Raw genomic sequence first — 22,181 nt, 5'->3', positions numbered from 1 at the left:
AAACATAAAATGACGCGCTAAATAAAATATACTAACGTTTTTTACGACTATTTTTGAACGATTTTAATTCTTAACTAGTCGCACACCTTCCACATCCAGTTGTGAGTGTCTTCAACATCTCCAAGCTGAATTCCAAGAAGCTCATCGCGAAGCTCTTGCGTAAGGGCTCCAACGCCACCATCTGCAACCTTAAGATCGAATTCATCCGACTTAAATCTGCCGATTGGAGTAATGATTGCAGCAGTTCCACAAGCAAGAACTTCCGTAACTTCTCCAGAACGAATGTCGTCAAGCAAGCCTTTAAGAGGAATCATTGTTTCAACAACATCATGACCCTTCTCTTTTGCAAGTTGAATAATAGAACGGCGAGTAACACCTGGAAGAATGCTGCCAGTCAAAGATGGAGTTTCCAAATGGCCATCCTTGTGGAGCGCAAACATGTTCATGCCGCCAAGCTCTTCCAAATAAGTCTTAGTTGCAGCATCCACAAAGCAAACCTGCTCACATCCGTGCTCAATGCCCTTATATTCACCAAGCAAAGAAGCAGCATAATTTCCGCCACACTTAGCAAAACCAGTTCCACCAGGACCAGTACGGAACCATTGATCTTCTACCCAAATGCTAACAGGCTTTAAGCCACCCTTAAAGTATGGGCCAGAAGGAGAAGCAATTACGCAATACTCAACCTCGTGAGCTTCGCGAACACCAAGGAAAGGCTCGGAAGCAAACATAAATGGTCGCATATAAAGCGTGTATTCGCGCCTGCTTGGAACCCAATCTTTATCTCGCTTAACTAAAGCTGCAACCGACCCAATAAAATCGTCAATAGAAAGATCTGGCAAATACAAACGCTTAGCAGAATTTTGGAATCGCGCAGCATTAATATCTGGGCGGAAAAGCCAAACAGAACCATCGGAACGCTTATAAGCCTTCAATCCTTCAAAGCATTCTTGCGCGTAATGAAGAACAGATGCGCCTGGATCCATCTTTAACGGACCATAAGGCTCAACACGCCTATCGGACCAGCCTTCTCCCTTGGTCCAAGACATATGAACCATATTGTCGGAGAAAATCTGACCAAATGCTGGCTTATCAATAAGTTCGTTGCGCTTAGCGCTAGAAACTGGGTTGTCGTTAGGCAAAACGGTAAAGTTGCCAGCTAATTTGTTTAACAGAGCAGGATCGCTATGATCGTAAGAACCGTAGGCATCCTTAAACTCTGGAGCGACTTCTAAATCGGCCATTATGTCTCTTTTCCTATTTGCAATTACTGTATTTGTGATTGCTTTATAATTAATGCATTGCAATTGCTTTTAATGCAATTAATGGTATAGATTAGTACGATTCTCAATTAACGCAAGCCCGTATACAAATATTTTTTATAGAAAAACAAGCATTTAGGCTAAAGATTTACGATTTGCAACAAAGAATTAACATAATATACGAAAAAAATAAATTCGCAGCGTAAGATTTGTGCCTCTGGTGGGACTCGAACCCACAAGCCCGTAAGGGCGTCAGATTTTAAGTCTGATGCGTATGCCAATTCCGCCACGGAGGCAACAGTCATTAATTATGCCATATAAAACAATTAAAAACAACTCAGCGTGTGGCGAGTGTTCTACGACCCAAATCTAGAGTGATTCCATCCAGCAAGCCGTGCTCACTTGCAACAAAAGTTTCCAAGACGCCACCATGGTCTTGATAAGCCTCTTTAGCAAGACGCTCAAGAACGCGACTTAGCACAACTGCACCTCCGCCAACAACATCAACTCTTCCAGGATGAATCGTTGCATACGTGCGGCGCCTCTCCCTAGACATATGCAAGAACCTATCGTTAACCGTATATGCCTGATCTAACGCGATTTTTACTCCATCAACAGCCTTATGGTCATAATGCTTTAAGCCAATCGCAAGAGCCGCCATAGTTGTAACAGTACCAGAAACACCAATAATCGTGCGCGCTTTACCAGCATCAACATGCTTTAACGCTTCATCTATATTCTTGTCAATATCTTTAATTGCACAAGATATCTCTTCTTCGGTAGGCGGATCCGTATGCAAATGACGCTCAGTCATGCGCACAGAACCAATGTTCATAGAATATGCCGAATCAACCTTATCTTCAGCAATATTTACACCATCTCCGCCTAAAACAAGCTCTGTGGAGCCTCCGCCTAAATCAATAACAAGATAAGGCGCTTGCAAGTCTTTTCTAGAAACAACACTTGTTGCTCCCAAAAAACTCAAAGCAGCCTCTTCAGTTCCACTAATCACCTCTGGATGCACTCCAAGTTCTTCAAACATCATTTGTTCAAACACATCTCTGTTTAGAGCATCCCTTGTTGCAGAAGTTGCAACAAAACGAATAGCATCCACCTTATGCTCGCTAAGAACCTTAGCAAACTCTTTAGCAGCTTCTTTTACACGCTCTAATGCATCGGGCGCAAACATATGCGTTTCGTCAATTCCCTGCCCCAAGCGTACAACCCTAAGCATTCTAGGAACAACATCTTTCATGCCATTTTCATCAACTCTAGCAATTTTTAGACGAATCGAATTAGTTCCACAATCGATTGCAGCAACACAAACAGACTTGTTAGATACGCCTTCTCGATTAACTTTTTTACAACCAAGATTGAGCGATTCTTCATCTTCATTTTGAGCATAGTCATTATCTTCCCAAGGAGTAGTGCATTTGCAAACTTTTGGACTAAACTCACTTGCGATTTTGTCTAAAACAATATCTCCAATAGGATTAACGCCTCTGCCCATAACAAGACTTTGAGCTAGCAAAGCATGCAAGCATTTAACACGAACTGGCATTCCGCCTGCACTCATGTTTTTAATATGCTCTTCGCTATCGTTTAATCTATTAGCTAACTCTTTGCGAAACTCTAAATACGCTTTATGCGCATATTCGTATTTTTTAGCAACTTCTTCGTTAGTGTTTAACAAATCATTGCATTCCTTCATAAAGCCTTGTGCTTCTAGGTGCGAAGCAGCTTTAACAGCCTCTGGACTTGTTAAATAGCATGTTGTAGGAAAAGGCGTTCCGTCTTCTAAGCATGGACGCGTAATAACAGCAAGTGGCCTACCGCAAACACATCTAGCGCCAACAGCAACCATGCCCCTTGGAAATCTTCCTAATTGACGCTTTACAATGTTTTTGTCTGCTTTATTTGCAGGATTCTCTAGTAGCGAACTCACTAATAACTTTGCGTTTAGGCCCATGTTACACTCCATATGCATTGCGCATCTTAAAATCGTATATAACTCTTATTGTTAAATTCTATCTAGTTTTAATTTTATCTACTTTTATTACCATTATTACTATGTTTTTTGTTTGTTGACTTTTCATTATTACTTTTAGATTTATTAGACTTGCTTGTGCTATTGGAGTGATTATTTTGTTTGCCACTTTGCTTAGTGGTATTAATCTTAGAAGACTTGCTACTTTCATCATTTTCTTTAGCTTTAAAGCTCATATCGTCTGGCTTATCTGCCTTGTGAAGCGCGTAAAACAAGTCACTATACCACGGCAACGCTTTTCTATCTTCGTACAAAGAATCATCCTTATTAAACGATTCTGGAACAGAACCCGTAATCGCCTCTGGATGCTCTACTCTAACAGCCTGCTCCCCTGGAAATATAAACCCCAATCTTTCCCTTGCTTGAGCTGCAACATACGCCTTGTCTTTCCAACGCTCTACATCGTTATTAAGAGCTTGCTTTTTATCTTTCAAAGCAGACTCATCCCTTTGCAAAGCGTGCAATTCTGCCAAACTTAAAGCATAGTTACGAATTGTTGATATAAGACCAATACAGCAAAGAAATACAACAACTATCATGGAAACAAATACGATTGAACCAGAAAACAGCTTCTTTTTTTGAGGCTGATTTGATTCGTCAACTGTATTTGCAATCATGCGGCGATTTCTTAAAATCATACTTCTAAATTACTTTGAATATTCGACGTGACGCACACGCGCTTATAAGATTGCGGCCAACAGCACAAGGCCACTGACCGCAATCAACTCTTAGCTTTATATTAAGCTTATTATTTAGCTTTAGTCTTTATAGTTTTGACTTTAGATTACTCCATTTGAGCTTTGCTCAAAATCATATCTGCAGAATGTTGCAATTTTTGCAACTCTTCTTGAGTCAAATCAAGCTGGCATTGCTTAACAATTCCTTCTCTACCAACAATTGCTGGATAAGAAAGATAAGAATGGTATTCTTCGCGATAGTTAGAAACAGGCATTTGCTCTTTAGAATCCGAAAGAACTGCATCCACTAAACGAACTGCAGCAGCAGCAATACCGTAGTTTGTGTATTTCTTTCCGTAGAACACTGTAAATCCGCCTTCGCGAGTTTCCTCATCAATAGCGTCTAAATCCATGTTCTTTTCTTTAATAAGCTCTGTTATAGGCTGCTCAAAGACTTTAACTGTGGACCACGCAACAAATTGCGAATCACCATGCTCTCCTAAGCTATATCCCTTAACAGCCTTTGGATGCACGCCAAAGAACTTGCCTACTGCACGATGCAAGCGCGCAGAATCAAGCAAAGTGCCAGTTCCAATAATCTTTTCGTAAGGAAGACCAGTAGCTTCCTTGTAAAGCTGGCAAATAGCGTCGCAAGGATTAGTTATGTCGATTAAAACACCGTGGAATCCAGAAGCCTTAATCTTTGCACCAACTTCTGCAACTTCCTTACGATTATATTTAAGCTCTGCAAAACGATCTGGATGAGGAACGTCCAAAAGCTTTATGTGACCCAAGGCGCTTACGATTACTTCTACGTCTTTTAATGCTTCATAATCATTAACAGTAATATTAACGTTAAAAGGCACATTATCCATTGAATCTTCAAAATCCAATGCGTCGGCATTCACCTTTGCCTCGTTTGTATCATAAAGGTACAAATCATCAGCGTGACCGCCAACAACAAGTTGATGCGCTACTGCTGCACCAACGTTTCCCATGCCTATAACTGCGACTTTTCTCATATGAAACATCTCCTTCCGTTTTTAGTTTTCCATAAAAAATAGCACTATTTTGATGAGAATGAAAGTAATTTTAGAAAAATTTATATATTTTTTCAAAAAATCGCTAAAATATACGAAAAACGGCCAATCGCATGAATGCGACTGGCCGAATTATGCTACAGTCTAGATCTTAAACAAGACTTACGTAGAACTTATAAAAGCTCTAGCATATTACTTCATATACTTCTTGCAAGCCTTGAATGCGCTGTAACCAGCATACTGAGCGGTAGAACCAAGCTCTTCCTCAATCTCAAGCAAGCGGTTGTACTTAGCAATACGCTCGCCACGAGCAGGAGCACCAGTCTTGATTTGGCCAGTGTTCTTAGCAACAGCAAGATCAGAAATGGTGGTATCTGGGGTTTCGCCAGAACGGTGGGAAACCATAGAAGTGAAGCCATTCTTGGTTGCAAGCTCAATAGCGTCGAGAGTCTCAGTAACGGAACCAATCTGATTCAACTTTACGAGCAAGGAGTTAGCTGCTCCAAGCTCAATGCCCTTAGCCAAACGCTTTGGATTAGTAACGAGCAAGTCGTCACCAACGAACTGCAAACGATCGCCAAGACGCTTGGTGATTGCTGCCCAATCATCCCAGCCTTCTTCCTGGAATGGATCTTCGATAGAAACGATTGGATACTCGTTAATGAGCTTCTCGTAGTAATCAAGCATGTAAGCAGATTCACGCTCTTCGCCGTCGAAACGATACTTGCCAGTTTCCTTGTTGTAGAACTCAGAAGAAGCAACGTCGAGGGAAATACCAATCTGCTTGCCTGGCTCGTAACCAGCAGCTTCGATTGCATCCATAATGTACTTCAAAGAATCTTCGTTGGACTTCATCTTTGGAGCGAAGCCACCTTCGTCGCCAAGACCAGTTGCCAAGCCTTCCTTCTTCAAAACGTTCTTTAAGGTGTGATAAACCTCAACGCCAGCGCGCAAAGCGTCGCTATAAGTAGCAAAACCGTATGGAGAAATCATGTATTCCTGAATATCGGTTGCAAAATCAGCGTGAGCACCACCGTTCATAATGTTCATGTTTGGAACTGGAAGAATGTGGCCATTTGTACCGCCAATGTAGCGATACAAAGGAAGCTCAGCAGACTCAGCAGCAGCATAAAGAGCAGCAAGAGAAACGCCAAGAATAGCGTTTGCTCCAAGCTTGCCCTTGTTTGGAGTGCCATCAAGCTCGATCATTGTTTCATCAAGAGCGCGCTGATCAGAGGCATCCATGCCAATAACCTTTGGAGCGATTACTTCGTTAACAGCCTTAACTGCTTCCAAAGTACCCTTGCCTTGGTAGCGAGACTTATCGCCATCGCGACGCTCCCAAGCTTCTGCCTCACCAGTTGAAGCACCAGAAGGAACTAAACCAATTCCTTGAGCGCCATCTTCGGTCTCCAAATAAACCTGAACAGTAGGATTTCCACGAGAATCCAAAATTTCGCGTGCATATACGCTTTCAATAGCTGCCACAACTACTCCTTATTTATCTGTTGGTTGTGTAACATATTTAAGATTAATGCGTTTTATGGACGTTATTTAATAACGTAAGTCGTTAAGCATACAAGCCTATATAATCTAAGCTTTTGTTAATTTGTCCACACCTTTGTACAATAATAACAAACTGGCACGGGGTGCAATTATTTGCTTGATTGTAATTGCTGAGATTATACCCGTCGAACCTGATATAGCTAGTACTATCGAAGGGAATGTCGAATGGTTAGCCATTGTAAGAGCATGCTAAAAAATGCATCTTCTTCACTACGTTTATGTGTGCCATGGCTTTCTACACTTGTCATACTTATTGGATGGTTTTTAGCTACACTTGGGCCTAAAGAGACTAGGCACATTCCATCACCTGCAGAAGTAATTAACGCTTTTCAAGAATTAAACTCAGAAGGTTTAATTTGGCCTTCGTTGGGAATTAGTTTTGCAAGAGTTATTGCAGGATTATGTTTAGGAATGATAATTGCAGTTCCAGCAGGAGTTATTTCGGGTAGCACAAAGCTGGGCGACATTATTATTAACAAGCCTGGCCACATGCTACGGTCTGTTCCTTTTACTGCACTAGCACCTTTGCTTATTATTTTATTAGGCATTGGTGAGACTATGAAAATAGCTCTTATTGCTATAGGCGTATTTGGAACGTTCTACGTAAATATGAGGGATGGAGTTCGTAATATTGATCCCAAACTCTTGGAATTAGCTCGCGCATACAAAGTAAATAGCAAAACAGTATTTTTCACAATTCTTCTTCGAGGAGCGCTACCTAACTTTATGACTGCTTTGCGCTTTGCAATATCAGTGTCTTGGGTGGCATTGGTAACGTGTGAAACAGTCAACGCTTCAAAAGGAATTGGATATGTTCTTGCAAGATCACAAGAATTTTACAGACCAGATCAAATGCTGCTATGCATAGTTTTATACGCGATTGCAGGTCTACTTTCTGAAGGAATTGCAACACTTTTAGAAAAAATTTGCATGCCTGAGCGACGTTCATCCATCGTTAAACTCAAACAAAACTAAGAATATTAGCAAAATAATTAGGAGAATAAAATGGCTAAATTCGCATTATCTACAACAAGCAAGCGAGCATTAGCAGCTTTCTGCGCGCTTTGCACAGCAATCACCCTAGCATCATGCGGAAGCTCGAACAGCAAAACACAAGCATCATCCGCAAAATCTTCCACAAATACTACTAAGCAAGTAAAAGAAGATACTGGAACTTTAAGAGTAGCATATTTGACTTCTGCAAATTATTTAACAACTCTTTCAAATAACACAAAGATGGCAGATAAGATCTTTGGTAAGGCAAAGGTTACATTTAGCGGGCCATATGTTCCTCCAGAAGCAAACACTGCAGTAACTTCTGGAAACGCAGACGTAACAACCACAGGATCTGGCCATTTTATTCATTTTATCTCCAAAGGCCAGCCATGGGTTGCTTATGCTATTAACTATTACAATGGAAACGCTCAAGGAATCGTAGCAGCACCAAATAGCGGAATCAAATCGCTTAAAGACTTATACGGAAAGAAGATTGGAATTATTGCTAAAGGTGGAAGTGGAGATTATATAATTCACAAAGCTTTTGAAAAAGCAGGACTTGACCCATCTAAAGTTCAAGAAGTAGAGATGAGTCCAAAGAACTTCCATGCAGCATTCACAACTGGTCAAGTTGATGCATTAGCAACCTTCGATCAGAACTTTGCTGCAGCTCTTGCAACTCCAGGATCAAAACTTCTAGTCACTGCAAAAGATTATGGAAATATTAACTTCGGAATCCAAGTTGCATCTGCTGAATTTGCTAAAAAGCACCCACAGCTATTAAAGAAAATGTATCGTGCTTTAGTAGAAGAAGGTAAAAGAGTTAAGAAGAAGCATTCGATTATTCTTGATATGTATAAGAAGTTTGGTGCATCCGATGAAACAATGAAAGAATTAGCTAAGTTTGACATTCCGCAAATTCGACCAATGAATGCAGAAACTATGAAAATGCTTAAACAACAAGCTAAGGAATATGTTAAATACGGATTCATTAAAGAAGTTCCTGATTTCTCTAAAGCTGTAATCGACTGCAGCAAGTAAACGATTACTAATTGTAATTAGAGTACGACTTTAGAATACGACTATGTTTAATAGCATTTTTCATAAGCGTAGCAATGTAGAAGTTTCCAAAGAATCTACTTGCAAATCAAATATTAACGATAGCGATTACTGCGTTAGTATAGAGAATCTGGGCATTTCTTTCGCAAGTGCAAAAGATAAAAATACAGAAAACAATTTTGCAAATAATTCTTCTTTTGTATTGAAAAACATTACGATGAGAATTAAAAAGGGCGAATTTGTTTCACTTATTGGTAGATCGGGATGCGGAAAAACTACGCTTTTGAAAATAATTTCAGGACTTCTTACTCCTAGCGAAGGCAGCATTCACGCAACAAGCCGTCAGGCTATTGGTTTTCAAGATGCACGCCTAATACCGTGGCTTTCTGTAAACAAAAATGTTGTTTTTGGCATGGAAGGAAGCAAGCAAGATCTTAAGAATATTGCGCAATTAGCGCTTTGCCAAATGCGCCTTGTTGGTTACGATAATAAGTGGCCTTCTGAGCTTTCTGGAGGCCAACAGCAACGCGTATCTTTAGCAAGAGCTTTAGTTAGAAGTCCTGAATTATTGTTGCTTGACGAGCCTTTTGGAGCTTTGGATGCTCTTACGCGTTTCGATATGCAAGATTTGCTTAATAATCTTCAAGCTAAATATGGCTGGACTACACTTATGGTTACGCATGATATTGCGGAAGCTGTAAGACTTTCTAACCGCATTCTTATGATAAAAGATGGCAAGATTTATAAGCAATGGAACATTGATCGCGAGCATCTTGACGCTCAAAATCGCCCTGTAAATCATAGTGAAATAGAAGATGAGCTTAGAGAAGCTTTGCAATAAGTAACTCGAAAATAATGTGAATAAAGGCGACTGCAAAAATAGCGGCCGCCTTTATTTATAAACAACGCAATAATTTACTTTACCAAGCTAAATCTTCAAGAAGTTGACGCACCCAATCAAGTATTTCGCGCTCACTCATTGCGCTAGTTCCAAGTGAAGATTCAAAAGGCGATTGAATAATAAGCGTATGAGTAAGCGGACGATACTTAACTCCGCGGTAAATCCTTTGCAAACGCATCCACAACGATTCTTTTGGATCTAAACCAATAACACGAACCGATTTACCTTGAGAGCTAATTTGCGTAATACCAAGATCACGAGCCTTAAAACGCAAGCGAGCAACATCGCACAATATGCTAAACGCTTCAGGCGGCTCACCAAAACGATCAAGCAACTCATCTCGCAACTCTTGCAAATCCTTATTATTGTTAGCAGAAGCAAGCTTACGGTACGCTTCCAAACGAAGCTTGTCGGAATCAATATAATCAACTGGAATCGAAGCTTCAACAGGCAAATCAATAGACGTGGAAACAGTTTCTTTATGCTCTGGCTCTTTGTATTTTTCAACAGCTTCACAAACCATTCGCACGTATAAATCAAATCCAACGCCTTCAATGTGGCCACTTTGCGCATTGCCAAGCAAGTTTCCAGTGCCTCTAAGCTCCAAATCCTTCATAGCAACATCGAATCCAGATCCAAGAGCAGTATATTGAGCAATTGTTGCAAGGCGATCATGCGCTTGTTGAGTCATAGGCTTAGTAGGATCGTACAAAAAGTATGCGTACGCTCTCTCACGACCTCTGCCAACGCGCCCGCGCAATTGGTGAAGCTGGCTTAAGCCGAATCTGTCTGCATGATCCACAATAAGCGTATTAGCGTTAGAAATATCTAATCCCGTTTCAATAATCGTAGTGCAAACAAGAACGTCAATATCTCTATGCCAAAAATCACGAATAATAGTGTCAAGCTGCTTCTCACCCATTTTTCCGTGCGCAATCGCAACTCTAGCATCTGGAACAAGTTTTTGAATATTAGTCGCGACCTTACTAATATCTTCTACTCGATTGTGCACATAAAATACTTGGCCACCTCTAAGCAACTCTCGCTTAACGCAAGCTGCCACTTGCGCGTCTTCGTAAGCTCCAACATAAGTCAAGACTGGCAAACGGTCTTCTGGAGGCGTAGCAAGAGTAGACATTTCGCGAATACCCGTAACAGCCATTTCAAGTGTTCGAGGAATTGGCGTTGCAGAAAGACTAAGAACGTCTACGTTTGTGCGCAAAGCTTTCAAAGTCTCCTTGTGCTCAACGCCAAAACGCTGCTCTTCGTCTATAATCACCAAACCTAAATCCTTGAATTTTATGTTTGGATTCAAAAGCTTATGCGTGCCAATAACAACATCAACTTCGCCTGATTCAAGGCCTTGAATAGTATTGTTAACCTCTTTTTCGCTTTGGAATCTACTCATTGCAGCAACAGTTACGGGGAATCCAGAAAAACGATTAGTAAAAGTCTCGTAATGTTGTTGAACTAAAAGAGTTGTTGGCGCTAGAACAACCACTTGCTTTCCGTCTTGAACTGCCTTAAAAGCAGCGCGCACAGCAATCTCGGTTTTACCAAAACCAACGTCTCCACAAATCAGCCTATCCATTGGAATTGGCTTTTGCATATCTTGCTTAACTTCGTCAATAGTCGTAAGCTGATCTGGAGTTTCTTGGTATGGAAAATCATCCTCAAGTTCTTTTTGCCAAGGAGTGTCTGCGCTAAAAGCAAATCCGCTGCTAGATGCTCGTGCAGAATAAAGTTTAATCAAGTCTTGCGCAACTTCTTGAACAGCTTTTCTCGCTTTTTCTTTTGTAGCAGCCCAGTCTGCACCTCCAAGCTTATTTAGCTTTGGAATCTCTGCACCAATATATTTGCTAACCAAATCAAGCTGATCTGTTGGAATAAAAAGCTTATCTGCAGGAGCATTGCGTTTACTTGGAGCATACTCAATTTCCAAATATTCGCGCGTAGCTTCTCCGTTTGAAGTTTTTACATTCCTCTGCCTCATGCCTATAAATTTGCCAATTCCGTGCTGTTCGTGAACAACAAAATCTCCTGGCTTAAGGTCTAGAAGGTCGATTTCTTTTTTTCTACGCTTTGGCGACTTAAAACCACTTGCAGAAGAAGACTTTCCTGTTAAATCTCTTTCGCTAAGAATTGCAATTTTACTTTGCGTATCTATAAAACCGTCAACTATTTTCGATTGAACTGCCGAAAAATCAAATACGCCACTTGCGCGTACAGCTCGCGCAAGTCTTGATAAAATTCCACTTGAAGCAGCGCTAATATAAACCTTGTATCCGTTAGAAATAAGACCAGATATTCCGTTAGAAATCTTCTCACTATCTCCTCTAAATTCTTGAGGAGATTTAATGCACAAGTCTAAATAGTTATTTTTTACGACTTTATTTTCGTTTTCTTCTTTAGAATCAACGGTTGCTTGCGATTTACTCGTTGAATCCATTGCAAAACTGTTTAAGTTAATTACTTGATGATTGTTGTTTTCAAGATTTTCTAAAACGCTGCCAAAATCAAGAAAACTCGCTTTATCGAATGTTATTGGAGCGCCAGCACCCTTACCAGACGCAGCAACATGCCAACTTGCAGCCAAAAACTCGTTTGCTGTTTTAACTAAATCGTTAGCTGCGCGCTTGCATTTTTCTAAGTCGGAAACCAAAATTATTGCGTTTTTATCAAGCAAATTTTCCACTGGTTCCATGTTGTCAACTAATGCTGGAATCAAAGACTCCATACCCTCTACAGGTATTGCATTTGCGATTGATTCAAGCATATCTTGAGCATTTGGAATTTTACCAATCAAAGACTTCGCTCGTTTTTGAATATCTTTTGTAAGTTGCAACTCTCGGCAAGGTGTAGCCCAAACACTATTAATATTCTTCCCATAAGTGCGCTGATCAGATGCATGGAATTGTTTGATTGCGTCAATCTCATCTCCAAAAAACTCAATACGCACAGGATGATCCATTGTTGGAGGAAAAACGTCTATAATTCCGCCTCGAACAGCAAATTCAGCGCGATTCATAACAAGTTCCACGCGATTATACGAGTTTTCAACAAGTCGTTTTGTAGCAAGCTCAATAGAAATCTCATTGCCACATTCAAAAACAAGCGGCTCTACATTGCAAAGACCCTTAACAACTGGCTGAATAAGGGATCGAACTGGCATAACAAGAACGCGAATTGGGCTAAACATGGCACTTTTGCCGCTTTTGCTGCTTTTGCCGCTTTTGCTATCTTCCCCACTTTGCGGATGCTTTAATCGCCTAAAAACAGCCATTCTGCTTGCTACAGTATCTGCTCTAGGAGAAAGACGCTCGTGCGGAAGAGTTTCCCAAGCTTCAAGATTAGCAATATCTTTAGGGTTCCCATTATAAAAATCGCGTATTGATTCAAGTGATTCTAAAGCATCTCTACCAGATGGAACTACTAAAACAACAGGCTTTTTAGTAGCCATTGCAGCAGCTACAGCAGATCTAGCTCCACTTGGACAATACACATTAAGAGGATTAGAAAAATCTTCTTCAAGCAAAGCTAAAGACTTAAACGAATCATTTTTCTTACAAATATCTTTAAGTATGCTTTCAAAAGAAGCATCAGAAATATTAAAATCTTTAGAATCTAGCATTTTGTTAGCAAAAGAATCATACTTATCTGCCATTAAAATGCTCCTGAGTGGCTGCAAGCCCGCGGAAAATCACACTTTCTACAGCATCTGCGCCATCTGCCAAAAAATTAGGAAGTTCAGATTTTTGCGCACCAGCAAATCCGCCCAAAACCCAATTAACAGTATTATCGTGAGCATGAGCACCACGCTGAGCATGCCCAACACCCATTCTTACGCGCGCATATTGCGGAGTTCCAAGACTGCGATCAATAGAACGAATACCGTTATGACCTCCAGCAGAACCTCCAGCTTTTACTTTAATGCGCCCAAAATCCAAATCCATATCGTCGTGAACAATCACAATATGATCCGTCTCAATTTGATAATAAGAACTTATAGAAGATATTGCAGCTCCAGAATCGTTCATAAAAGTAAGCGGCTTAGCAAGGAAGAACTTTGCAAGCTTACCGTCTAAATTCATAACTCCCTTGCCAAGTTTAGACAAGCCTTTATGGTCAAAAAAAGATATTGACCACCGCTCAGCAAGCAAATCCGCAACCATAAATCCCATATTATGACGAGTACCTTCGTACTTAGATCCAGGATTGCCAAGGCCAGCAATAAGCCAAAAATCCGAAGCCATAATTCACGCCCAATCTTATAAACTCAACAACAAAACGGGCGTACCGATTGAAGTTGGATTATACAACTACCCGATACGCCATCATATACTGTACTTTATTTTAGCAAGACTCAAGTCATTGCGTAAACTACTTCAAAAATTCGTCCGTAGTTAATTCTTTTGCTTGAGGAGTTTTATATGTTACTTTGCCTTTAGAATCCGTATACGCACCTTCCTTACTTAGGAAGTCGAAGTATTCTTGAGCACCCTTAACATCATTTGTGCCGAACACAAACTTGCCGCTTTTTATGTCTGCACGATTACCCCAATATTGCCCGTCAACAATCATCTTCATGCTTCGCTTAACGAATTTCACATCAAGATTAGCTTCAGGAGCTTCTTTTACTAAAATGTTCGCAGCTTCGTCTGGATGATTGTAAGCGTATTCATAACCGCGCTTAACGGCTTTAACAAAAGCGCGAACAAGCTTCGGATTGCGCTTAACTGTGTTTGCGTTAGTAATAACACCAATCGTATCTGGCTGACCAGGAACTCCATAATCTGCTGTCTTAAAGCAACGCAACTTTGGACCATACATTTCCGCCTGCACACCTTCCCAAGTACCATAAAAACCACCAAAATCAGCTTTTCCAGATTCAAGCGTACGGAACGTAGAAGTACCAACAGTAACCTTATCGAACTTACCTTTGCCACCATCGTGCTGAATCATTCTACGAATCACAGCATCACCTTCTGCAGATCCAAAGGTTGCAAAAGTTTTACCATCAAAGTCTTTAGGAGAATGAATTTTAGTATTTTTATAAAGAGAGCACCAAATTGCGCTAGGCTTTTGCTGAACTTGCAAAACTTCCTTCAATTTAGTGCCTTTTGTACTGAAATCTGCAAGACTAGTAATATTACTTAAAGCAAAATCCGCAGCACCCGAGTCAACAGCATGCTCGGCACCAGTTTGAGACACAGCCAAAATATTCACGTGTAAACCAGCTTGCTTAAACCATCCCATATTCTTTGCCACGTATATGCCAATATGATTAGTATCAGGTATCCACGAAAGCATAAACGAAACGTTTTGAAGACCAGATTTACTATTCTGCTTACTATTGTTTGATCCGCACGCGCACAAAGACAGAATACAGCATGAGCTTATAAAAACTGCTATTGCACGCATAATATTTTTATTAGATTTCAAACAAAAAGCTCGCACATTACGCCATAATTCGCATATCATGAATTCCCTAGCTTTCTTATAAATAACCGCTTTCTGGGAATGTGACACGAACTTGGCAGAAAACGGTATCAAGGGCCTAGCCCGCGCCGTTCAATGCCCCCAAAATTAGAACTTTTGGTTTGCCACGCATTGACTCACGAAACGACTAAATTATGCACTAATCGAAAGACAAATACGCATAAAATACACGCTTGCGAACTACATACTAGCTATGTGATATTTTCATACAAGAAAGTTTGTAAAATTTTACGTTGTTTGATTGGGGCAGCAGTCAAGCAGCTACAACAAGCATTATGGCTTGTGTACTGAAAGGAACGATATTCCATGACGCGCGCGCGCTGGAAAACACTACTGCACAATTATCTGCCAACAATAATTTCTACTATTACACTACTAATTTTTTGGCAACTTTCTTGCGAATTCTATAAAATTCCAGAAAATTCTATTCCAACTCCTACAGATATTGCTAAAGCAACTTGTGAAGTGTGGCCACAATTATGGCCTGCAACCCTTGCAACTATTGAAGAAACAGTTATTGGTTTTAGTCTTGCCATTGTGTGCGGCATTTTACTGGGCGTACTTTTTCACGTATGCAAGCTGGTTCACGCAGCTTTGTTCCCACTTCTTTGTGCTGCACAAACGTTACCACTTATTTCGATTGCCCCGATATTTCTTATATGGTTCGGTTTCGAAATGTCTGGAAAAATTGTTATCGTAGCTATTTTTAGCATGTTCCCTATTGCTGTTCAAACAATTAGAGGTCTTGATGCAGTTCCAAGTTTTTATAGCGATGTAGCTCTCACATGCGGAGCGGGACGAGTTTGGACGCTTTGGCACGTAAAATTAAGGATTGCAGCTCGACAAATTTTTGGTGGAATTCGCATTAGCACAGCCTACGTTTTTGGCGCAGCTACTACTGCAGAATATCTTGGCGCTCGTCAAGGATTAGGTATTTGGCTGCAAGCTGCATATAATTCTTTCCGCACTCCGCTTATTTTTTCTGCAACATTCGTAATTATTGCGTTTACAGCAATATTGATGGGCGTAGTTAATATAAGCGAACGATTATTGCTAGGTCCTGTAGAAGACGACGAAGACCCAGATAATCAAATGTAAAAACGCATAAAGCCAACACATAAAATAATGCCGAACATAATCTAAACTATGCTCGGCATTATTTTTTATTAATCTAAAGCTGCTTTTAGGCGCTTCTTTGACTTTTGCTTTTACTTTCCAGAGTCTTCTTTAATAGCATCGTTAATCGCATCGCTTAACTCTTTTTGAGCTTTGCCATACGCTTGCCAATCTCCAGATTTCATTGCAACATCCGAATCCTTTAGCGCTTGAGCTGCTCGCTTAAGAGCCATTTTTGCTTTTGCACTAAAATCAGCGTCTGCCTTAGCATTAGCATTGGCATTTTTATTGCCATTTTCGCTATTCTTAGTCGAATCTTTTTGCTTAGGATTAGAAGCAATATTGTTTACGCCAGAATTATTGGAAGCATCGCCAGCGTTTGCGCCAGAGTTTCCTCCAAATACTTGGTTTAATGCTTCATCCAAAGTGTCTGCAAATCCAACTTGATCTCCAAAAGCAACCAATACTTTCTTAAGCAATGGGTAGCTAGTAGATCCGCTAGATTGTACATAAACAGGCTCTACGTAAACCAATCCACCGCCAAGTGGCAATGTAAGCAAATTTCCACGCTTAACTTTAGTTGATCCAGATTCAAGCAAATTCAACTCTTTAGAAACATTTGCATTAGCATTAAAGTTGTTTTGAGCTTGACCAGGTCCTGGAACATTGGAAACTTTAGGTAACTCTTGAAGCATTAGTTTGCCATAATTTTCGCTTACTTTTCCAGCAACATTTCCAGCATCTGAATTTACAGACAAGAATCCAGTTAGGATCTCTCGAGTAGATCTTCCAGCAGGAATGTATGTAGAAACAAGCGAAAATACTGGCTTGTTCGCTCCTCTAGTTTGCAAAGTCAAATAATATGGAGGTTGCAAAATATCTTCTCTCTGAAGACTTTGAGATTCTGTAGGATCTACTGGAGTCTGCCAGAAGTCTTCTCCCGAGAAGAACTGGCTTGCGCTGTCAACATGATACTTTGCAAGCAAATGCCTTTGTACTTTGAACAAGCTTTCTGGGTATCTAATATGACTCATCAAATCGCCAGAAATCTTAGAAATATCGTGATAATGCCCTGGGAATATTGATCTCCAAGCTTTAATCACAGGGTCTTTTTTATCCCACACATACAAGTCAACAGAACCATCGTACGCATCAACAGTAGCTTTAACTGAATTGCGAATATAGTTTGCTCGCTGATTAGTCAAGCCTTTAATTGAACGAGATGTTGTTGTTGTAGAATCTTGAGTCACCTGCCCAAAATCAGTCATTTGCGAATATGGGTAAGAGTCGGACGTTGTATATCCGTCAACAATCCACTTAACTCGTCCGTCAACAACTGCTGGGTAAACGCGCCCATCTAATGTCAAGTATGGAGCTACTTTAGAAACACGAGTCTTAGGATCGCGATCATACAAAATCTGAGAATTTGCAGTAACTCTATCCGAGAATAAGATTTGATCTGATTCAAAACGAATAGCGTGTAGCAGCTTAGAGAAGAAGTTACCTACACTTGGTCCACCATTTCCCTTAAACGTTGTTAAAGCACCATTTGAGCCAGTTGGATAATCAAATTCCCAAGGAGCAGAGCCTTTTGGAGAACCAACAATCGAATACTTTGGAGCATTTGGTGAGAAGTAGATACGCGGCTCATACTTCTTTAACTTTGTAAGCTTTCCTTGAGTTGGAATTCCATACTCCATAAATTGCGGCTGACCATCTGCAGTAACCTTATTTCCATAAGCTGCAACAACGCCATACCCGTGCGTATAAACAGTGTGGTCATTAACCCAATTTCGATTATCGTTTCCAGCTAGATCAAGCTCGCGCGCAGCAATAACCGTGTCTTGACTCACGCCATCAATGTCGTACTTATCTACAGAAAGAGTATCTGCAAAAGTATAGTATTGCTTAGATTGCTGCAATTGACGGAATGTTGGAGAAGTGACTTGAGGGTCTAAAAGCCTGATTTGTGCAGTAGACTCCGCTTCTTTTGCTAGCGCTCCCGACTTTCCTTCCGAAGTAGCGTTATACGATTCTTTTTTAACATTATTTAAGCCATACGCAAACTTAGTTGCATCAATATTTCGCTGAATATAAGTGGCTTCTAATTCTTGTGCATTTGGCGCTACCTTAAAACGTTGCAAAAGAGCAGGCCAAGCAAAAGACAACACCATAGCACACACAACTAAAGACGCAACAGCTACAGCAGGCGTGCGCCAAGCCTTAACAGCTACAACAAAACGCGTGCCAATTTTTACGTTTCCATTAAGAGCGTGAGACTTTAGCAACCACGCTGTTATAACAATTCCAACAATTAGTGTTATTACAGCCATTGCAATGCTGGAAGGAACACCAGCATTCATATCTGTGTAAGATCCGCCAGTAATCTTAGAACCATCCAAATTTACAATCGCAAACACATCTAATATTTGCAAAACGGACCAGAAAATAATAACGAGCATAAACCACGCAGAAATTTGACGCCTTGCGCTTTTGGTTATGCTAAAAATGCCCTTTCCATCTACAGGAAGCGTAATTCTTACAGCTCCCATCAAAGCGTTTGTTATAACGCTAAATAGCAAAGAAACAGCAAGAAGAACAATAAACGCTCTTGTAAAAAGTCGCAAGCCTGGCAAAGCAAACACGTAAAAACCGTTATCAAATCCAAATTGCGGATCTTTAATACCAAATGATTGGTAGTTAAACATAAGCAAAATTTGCACCCAATGATTGTAGAATTGCATTCCAAACACAGCGCCTACAATCAAAGACACAACTCCTGCAACATGCATTGCAAGCTTAGAACTTATTCCCTTTTTAGTGTCTAAAATATTGCCTTTTTCTTTAACATATACGCCATCGTCGCTTCCAGGGCGTTTTTTAATCGCAATATATGCAGACAAATACCCAAACGCAGCCATAAGCAGAGCGTATAAAGCCCAAACGCCGATTTTAGCGGCTAGTTGAATCCAGATTACGCTCTCAAATCCAAGTTGCGCATACCACATGCAATCTGTAATAAAAGTAGAAAAACCAAAAATAATTGAGCATATAAACGCTATTGCTACTACTATTGCAACAATAATCCAACGCCATTTTCTTGATTTTCCAACAAACTTATTTACATCAAAATCTATTCTCATATAGCGATTATTCTCCTTACTATTTGAGCTTTTATTATCGCTTTTATTGCTTTTACTATCTTTACTATCTTCGCTAGCATCGCTAGTATCGCTATTTTTGGGCGAGTCGCCTTCGTTTTCTAGTTTTTTCTTAGCTTCTAATATATCGCTAAAGAGGTCACCAAGGTCATCATCGTCACTATAATAGTCTGCCAAATCTTTTATTTTTTTTGCAAACTTTGAAGAAGTCTTATCTTTGTTTTCACTATTAGACTCATCTTTAGAAGCATCTTTAGACTCATCTTTAGCAACAACATTTGCATTGCTATTATCTTCATCAATGCTTTCTATAACTACATCTTGATCGTTGGAATCATCCGCAGAAGCATCGTAAGAACTATCGGCAAAATCATTATTTTGATTGCTCTTTTTCTTTCCATCGCTTGAATAATCGGAACGCTTATGCACTTTAGTGTTTTTAGGTTTTTTAGCCATATAAGCGCCAAAAACAGCCCATGCAACGCCAATGAGTATTTCTATAATGACTTTCAACATAAGGTTAATAATACTATACTAACTATTCCCAATCTACGTGTTGTGTTTGTTGTGTAATCAAAAATAATTACAAAAAAGCGCGCTCGCAAAAGCAGCGAACGCGCCTAAATCGATTAAATTAAATCATATTGAAGCATTTATGCTAAGCAACATCTGGATCGTCTTTAGCGATTGTTCCAGTAAGCTTTCCAATTGCTTTCATAATGTGGTACACAACCAACACAACAACAGTGCCGATTGCAATACCGTTGAACTGAATTCCAGAAATAGCAAATTGGAAGTTGGCAATGCCAATAATCATAACGATTGCAGCAATCATAATGTTAACTGGCTTATCGAAGTTCACTTTGTTCTCTACCCAAATGCGAACGCCGATCATGCCAATCATGCCGTAAAGCAAAGTGGTTACACCGCCCAAAACGCCTGCTGGAATGGAGTTTACAATTGCACCAAACTTTGGGCAAAGGCTTAATACGAATGCAAAGAATGCAGCGCACCAATAAGCGGCAGTAGAATACACTTTTGTTGCAGCCATAACGCCAATGTTTTCGCCATAGGTTGTAGTACCACAACCGCCAAAGCAACCAGCGATTGCAGTGCCTAAGCCGTCTGCAAACAAAGCTGTACCAATCTTGGAATCGTAGTCACGGCCAGTCATCTGAGCTACAGACTTAACGTGACCAACGTTTTCTGCAATAAGAACCAGCACAACTGGCAAGAACATAAGCAAAACAGAGAAGTCAACTTGCGGAGTGTGGAACTTAGGGAAGCCAATCCAAGCTGCTTGCTCAATCTTACTAAAGTCAACTTGACCCTGGAAGCATGCATAAGCGTAGCCAACAAGAACACCAAGCAAAATGTTCAATCGTCCAAGAAGACCGCGGAAAATTACTGCAATAAGCATAACTGCAACCAAAGTTACCAAGGCAGTGTCTGGAGCCTTTTGGAAGTTACCCCAAACAGCTGGACCTAAGTTAAAGCCAATAATTGCAACGATTGCACCGTTAACAACAGGAGGCATAATAACGTCAATCCACTTTGCTCCTGCAAAATGCACAAGCACACCGATTAGCGCAAGAAGAATACCTGTGCACATAATGCCAAAGCTTGCTACAGCAATACCCTTATGCGCAGCAGTTACAGCCATAACAGGTGCTATAAGACCAAAAGAGCTTCCTAAATAACTAGGAAGCTTATTTGCGTTAATCAACAAGAACAGTGCTGTAGAAAGAGCCGTGAACATTAAAGTAGTAGACGGATCAAAGCCTGTAAGAATTGGCACTAAGAATGTTGCGCCAAACATAGCAATAACATGCTGAGCACCAATACCAGCAGTACGAGTCCAAGTTAAACGCTCATCTGGCTCTACTACTTCTCCTGGCTTCAAAGTTTTTCCGTCACCATGAAGCTGCCATGTAAACAACGATTTCATCGTTTTCTCCTTGTGTAAAACAAGTTCGTATGTAAGTTTGTGATTGAAAAACAACCACCAAAACAAGCGCCAGCTTAAAAAAAAAAAAACAAGCACTACTCAAGCGCAGGTTTGGCAGATTTTGCAGAGGCTATACCAACCGCCGCCCCCTAGCCAAGTGGTCATTCTAATGTACTAATCACAAAGTGTCGAGACAATTTGAAAAATAATAAATTTATAAATTTGTTTTGTTGAAATATCAAGGAAAATCGGTGTGTCGAAAACGCATCAAACACCACTAATTATTACTCATAAAAGTTTATAAACATAAACTTTTGCTTATGTATTAGATTCGCTTATTACAATCTTAATTTTGCAAAACATTTTGAATGTAATCTTTTAATACAATTGCATGATTTATACGCGGATCTTTCGCTCCATATAAAAACGTTACTTTTTTACTTTTTCTACATATATCTACGATTTGGTTTACACAATCTTTATTCTCATCTAACTCTTCAATATAACGATTAGAAAATTCTTTAAAGCGCTCAGGCTTATGGCTAAACCATTTTCGCAAATCACTTGATGGAGCAATATCTTTACACCACAAATCAAGATTTGCCTTTTCTTTACTTATTCCTCTAGGCCACAATCTATCTACTAATACTCGCAAGCCATCATCTTCATCAGATGATTCATAAATGCGTTTAATTTGAATATTAATATTGCACATAATTACCTCTTTAACTACATATAATGATTACACAATTATGATTTTTTTCAACAAGATTTAATTAATCACAATGTAAATGGAACTAATACAAAACTACGATAGATTTTTATCGAATATGTTTTATTATGTGATTTTTATATAGGCGTGTCGCTTGCCATTACAACAAAACGCTAGAAAATGTGTAAATATTTTTG

Annotated in this window: 15 protein-coding genes, 1 tRNA gene and 1 riboswitch; of the genes, 4 read left to right on the top strand and 12 right to left on the bottom strand. The window is 40.0% G+C overall.

The annotated features are described in order from the left end of the window. Nucleotides 1–74: 74 nt before the first annotated feature. From NYP69_RS01150 to eno, 6 genes are all read right to left on the bottom strand, one after another. Complete coding sequence (locus NYP69_RS01150) at nucleotides 75–1,244, bottom strand: branched-chain amino acid aminotransferase (RefSeq protein ID WP_016784924.1); 1,170 nt, start codon at nucleotides 1,242–1,244, stop codon at nucleotides 75–77. A gap of 230 nt (nucleotides 1,245–1,474) precedes the next feature. Then, nucleotides 1,475–1,558 (bottom strand) — tRNA-Leu (locus NYP69_RS01145). A 41-nt stretch (nucleotides 1,559–1,599) separates the two neighbouring features. After that, complete coding sequence (locus NYP69_RS01140; RefSeq protein WP_162862676.1) at nucleotides 1,600–3,231, bottom strand: DUF501 domain-containing protein; 1,632 nt, start codon at nucleotides 3,229–3,231, stop codon at nucleotides 1,600–1,602. 74 nt (nucleotides 3,232–3,305) lie between these two features. Then, a complete protein-coding gene (locus tag NYP69_RS01135; RefSeq protein WP_473412856.1) occupies nucleotides 3,306–3,947 on the bottom strand; it encodes an FtsB family cell division protein in 642 nt (213 codons plus the stop codon). A gap of 146 nt (nucleotides 3,948–4,093) precedes the next feature. Further along, nucleotides 4,094–5,008 (bottom strand): L-lactate dehydrogenase, encoded by a 915-nt coding sequence (locus NYP69_RS01130; RefSeq protein ID WP_032815159.1) that lies wholly within the window; start codon nucleotides 5,006–5,008, stop codon nucleotides 4,094–4,096. A gap of 210 nt (nucleotides 5,009–5,218) precedes the next feature. Next, nucleotides 5,219–6,514 (bottom strand): phosphopyruvate hydratase, encoded by a 1,296-nt coding sequence (eno, locus tag NYP69_RS01125; protein WP_004111823.1) that lies wholly within the window; start codon nucleotides 6,512–6,514, stop codon nucleotides 5,219–5,221. Nucleotides 6,515–6,661: 147 nt separating this feature from the next. Then, nucleotides 6,662–6,768: riboswitch (TPP riboswitch) on the top strand. Between the two features lie 10 nt (nucleotides 6,769–6,778). Between eno and NYP69_RS01120 the strand changes: the two genes are divergently transcribed. From NYP69_RS01120 to NYP69_RS01110, 3 genes are read left to right on the top strand one after another with little or no spacing between them, the layout of a single operon-like run. Further along, nucleotides 6,779–7,567: an ABC transporter permease gene (locus NYP69_RS01120; protein ID WP_473410481.1), complete on the top strand. Its 789-nt coding sequence runs from the start codon at nucleotides 6,779–6,781 to the stop codon at nucleotides 7,565–7,567. A gap of 30 nt (nucleotides 7,568–7,597) precedes the next feature. Continuing rightward, the gene (locus NYP69_RS01115) at nucleotides 7,598–8,629 is read left to right on the top strand and encodes an ABC transporter substrate-binding protein (RefSeq protein ID WP_032812797.1); all 1,032 of its coding nucleotides are present in this window, start codon (nucleotides 7,598–7,600) and stop codon (nucleotides 8,627–8,629) included. Between the two features lie 43 nt (nucleotides 8,630–8,672). Next, nucleotides 8,673–9,488: an ABC transporter ATP-binding protein gene (locus NYP69_RS01110; protein WP_473412855.1), complete on the top strand. Its 816-nt coding sequence runs from the start codon at nucleotides 8,673–8,675 to the stop codon at nucleotides 9,486–9,488. A 79-nt stretch (nucleotides 9,489–9,567) separates the two neighbouring features. Here NYP69_RS01110 and mfd read toward each other — a convergent pair whose 3' ends face one another. The 3 genes from mfd to NYP69_RS01095 all read right to left on the bottom strand — a co-directional run bounded on the left by mfd (nucleotide 9,568) and on the right by NYP69_RS01095 (nucleotide 14,969). After that, the gene (gene mfd / locus NYP69_RS01105) at nucleotides 9,568–13,212 is read right to left on the bottom strand and encodes a transcription-repair coupling factor (RefSeq protein WP_473412854.1); all 3,645 of its coding nucleotides are present in this window, start codon (nucleotides 13,210–13,212) and stop codon (nucleotides 9,568–9,570) included. Continuing rightward, a complete protein-coding gene (pth, locus tag NYP69_RS01100; RefSeq protein ID WP_473412853.1) occupies nucleotides 13,202–13,801 on the bottom strand; it encodes an aminoacyl-tRNA hydrolase in 600 nt (199 codons plus the stop codon). Before pth ends, mfd begins: the two co-directional genes overlap by 11 nt. 127 nt (nucleotides 13,802–13,928) lie before the next feature. Continuing rightward, the gene (locus tag NYP69_RS01095) at nucleotides 13,929–14,969 is read right to left on the bottom strand and encodes an ABC transporter substrate-binding protein (RefSeq protein WP_421782305.1); all 1,041 of its coding nucleotides are present in this window, start codon (nucleotides 14,967–14,969) and stop codon (nucleotides 13,929–13,931) included. Between the two features lie 384 nt (nucleotides 14,970–15,353). Here NYP69_RS01095 and NYP69_RS01090 point away from each other — a divergent pair, with 384 nt between their 5' ends. Next, complete coding sequence (locus NYP69_RS01090; protein ID WP_473412852.1) at nucleotides 15,354–16,145, top strand: ABC transporter permease; 792 nt, start codon at nucleotides 15,354–15,356, stop codon at nucleotides 16,143–16,145. Nucleotides 16,146–16,255: 110 nt separating this feature from the next. Here NYP69_RS01090 and NYP69_RS01085 read toward each other — a convergent pair whose 3' ends face one another. The 3 genes from NYP69_RS01085 to NYP69_RS01075 form a co-directional block, all read right to left on the bottom strand. Next, nucleotides 16,256–19,840, bottom strand: coding sequence for a UPF0182 family membrane protein (locus tag NYP69_RS01085; RefSeq protein ID WP_016635395.1), 3,585 nt, complete (start codon nucleotides 19,838–19,840; stop codon nucleotides 16,256–16,258). 142 nt (nucleotides 19,841–19,982) lie between these two features. Then, a complete protein-coding gene (locus NYP69_RS01080) occupies nucleotides 19,983–21,272 on the bottom strand; it encodes a uracil-xanthine permease family protein (protein ID WP_032817041.1) in 1,290 nt (429 codons plus the stop codon). A 346-nt stretch (nucleotides 21,273–21,618) separates the two neighbouring features. Then, nucleotides 21,619–21,987 (bottom strand): DUF488 domain-containing protein, encoded by a 369-nt coding sequence (locus tag NYP69_RS01075; RefSeq protein WP_016635393.1) that lies wholly within the window; start codon nucleotides 21,985–21,987, stop codon nucleotides 21,619–21,621. Between the last annotated feature and the right edge of the window lie 194 nt (nucleotides 21,988–22,181).

The sequence above is a fragment of the Gardnerella sp. c17Ua_118 genome, from assembly GCF_055804255.1.
The sequence above is the reverse complement of the archived record's forward strand: the minus strand, read 5'-3'. Positions and strand labels throughout refer to the sequence as shown.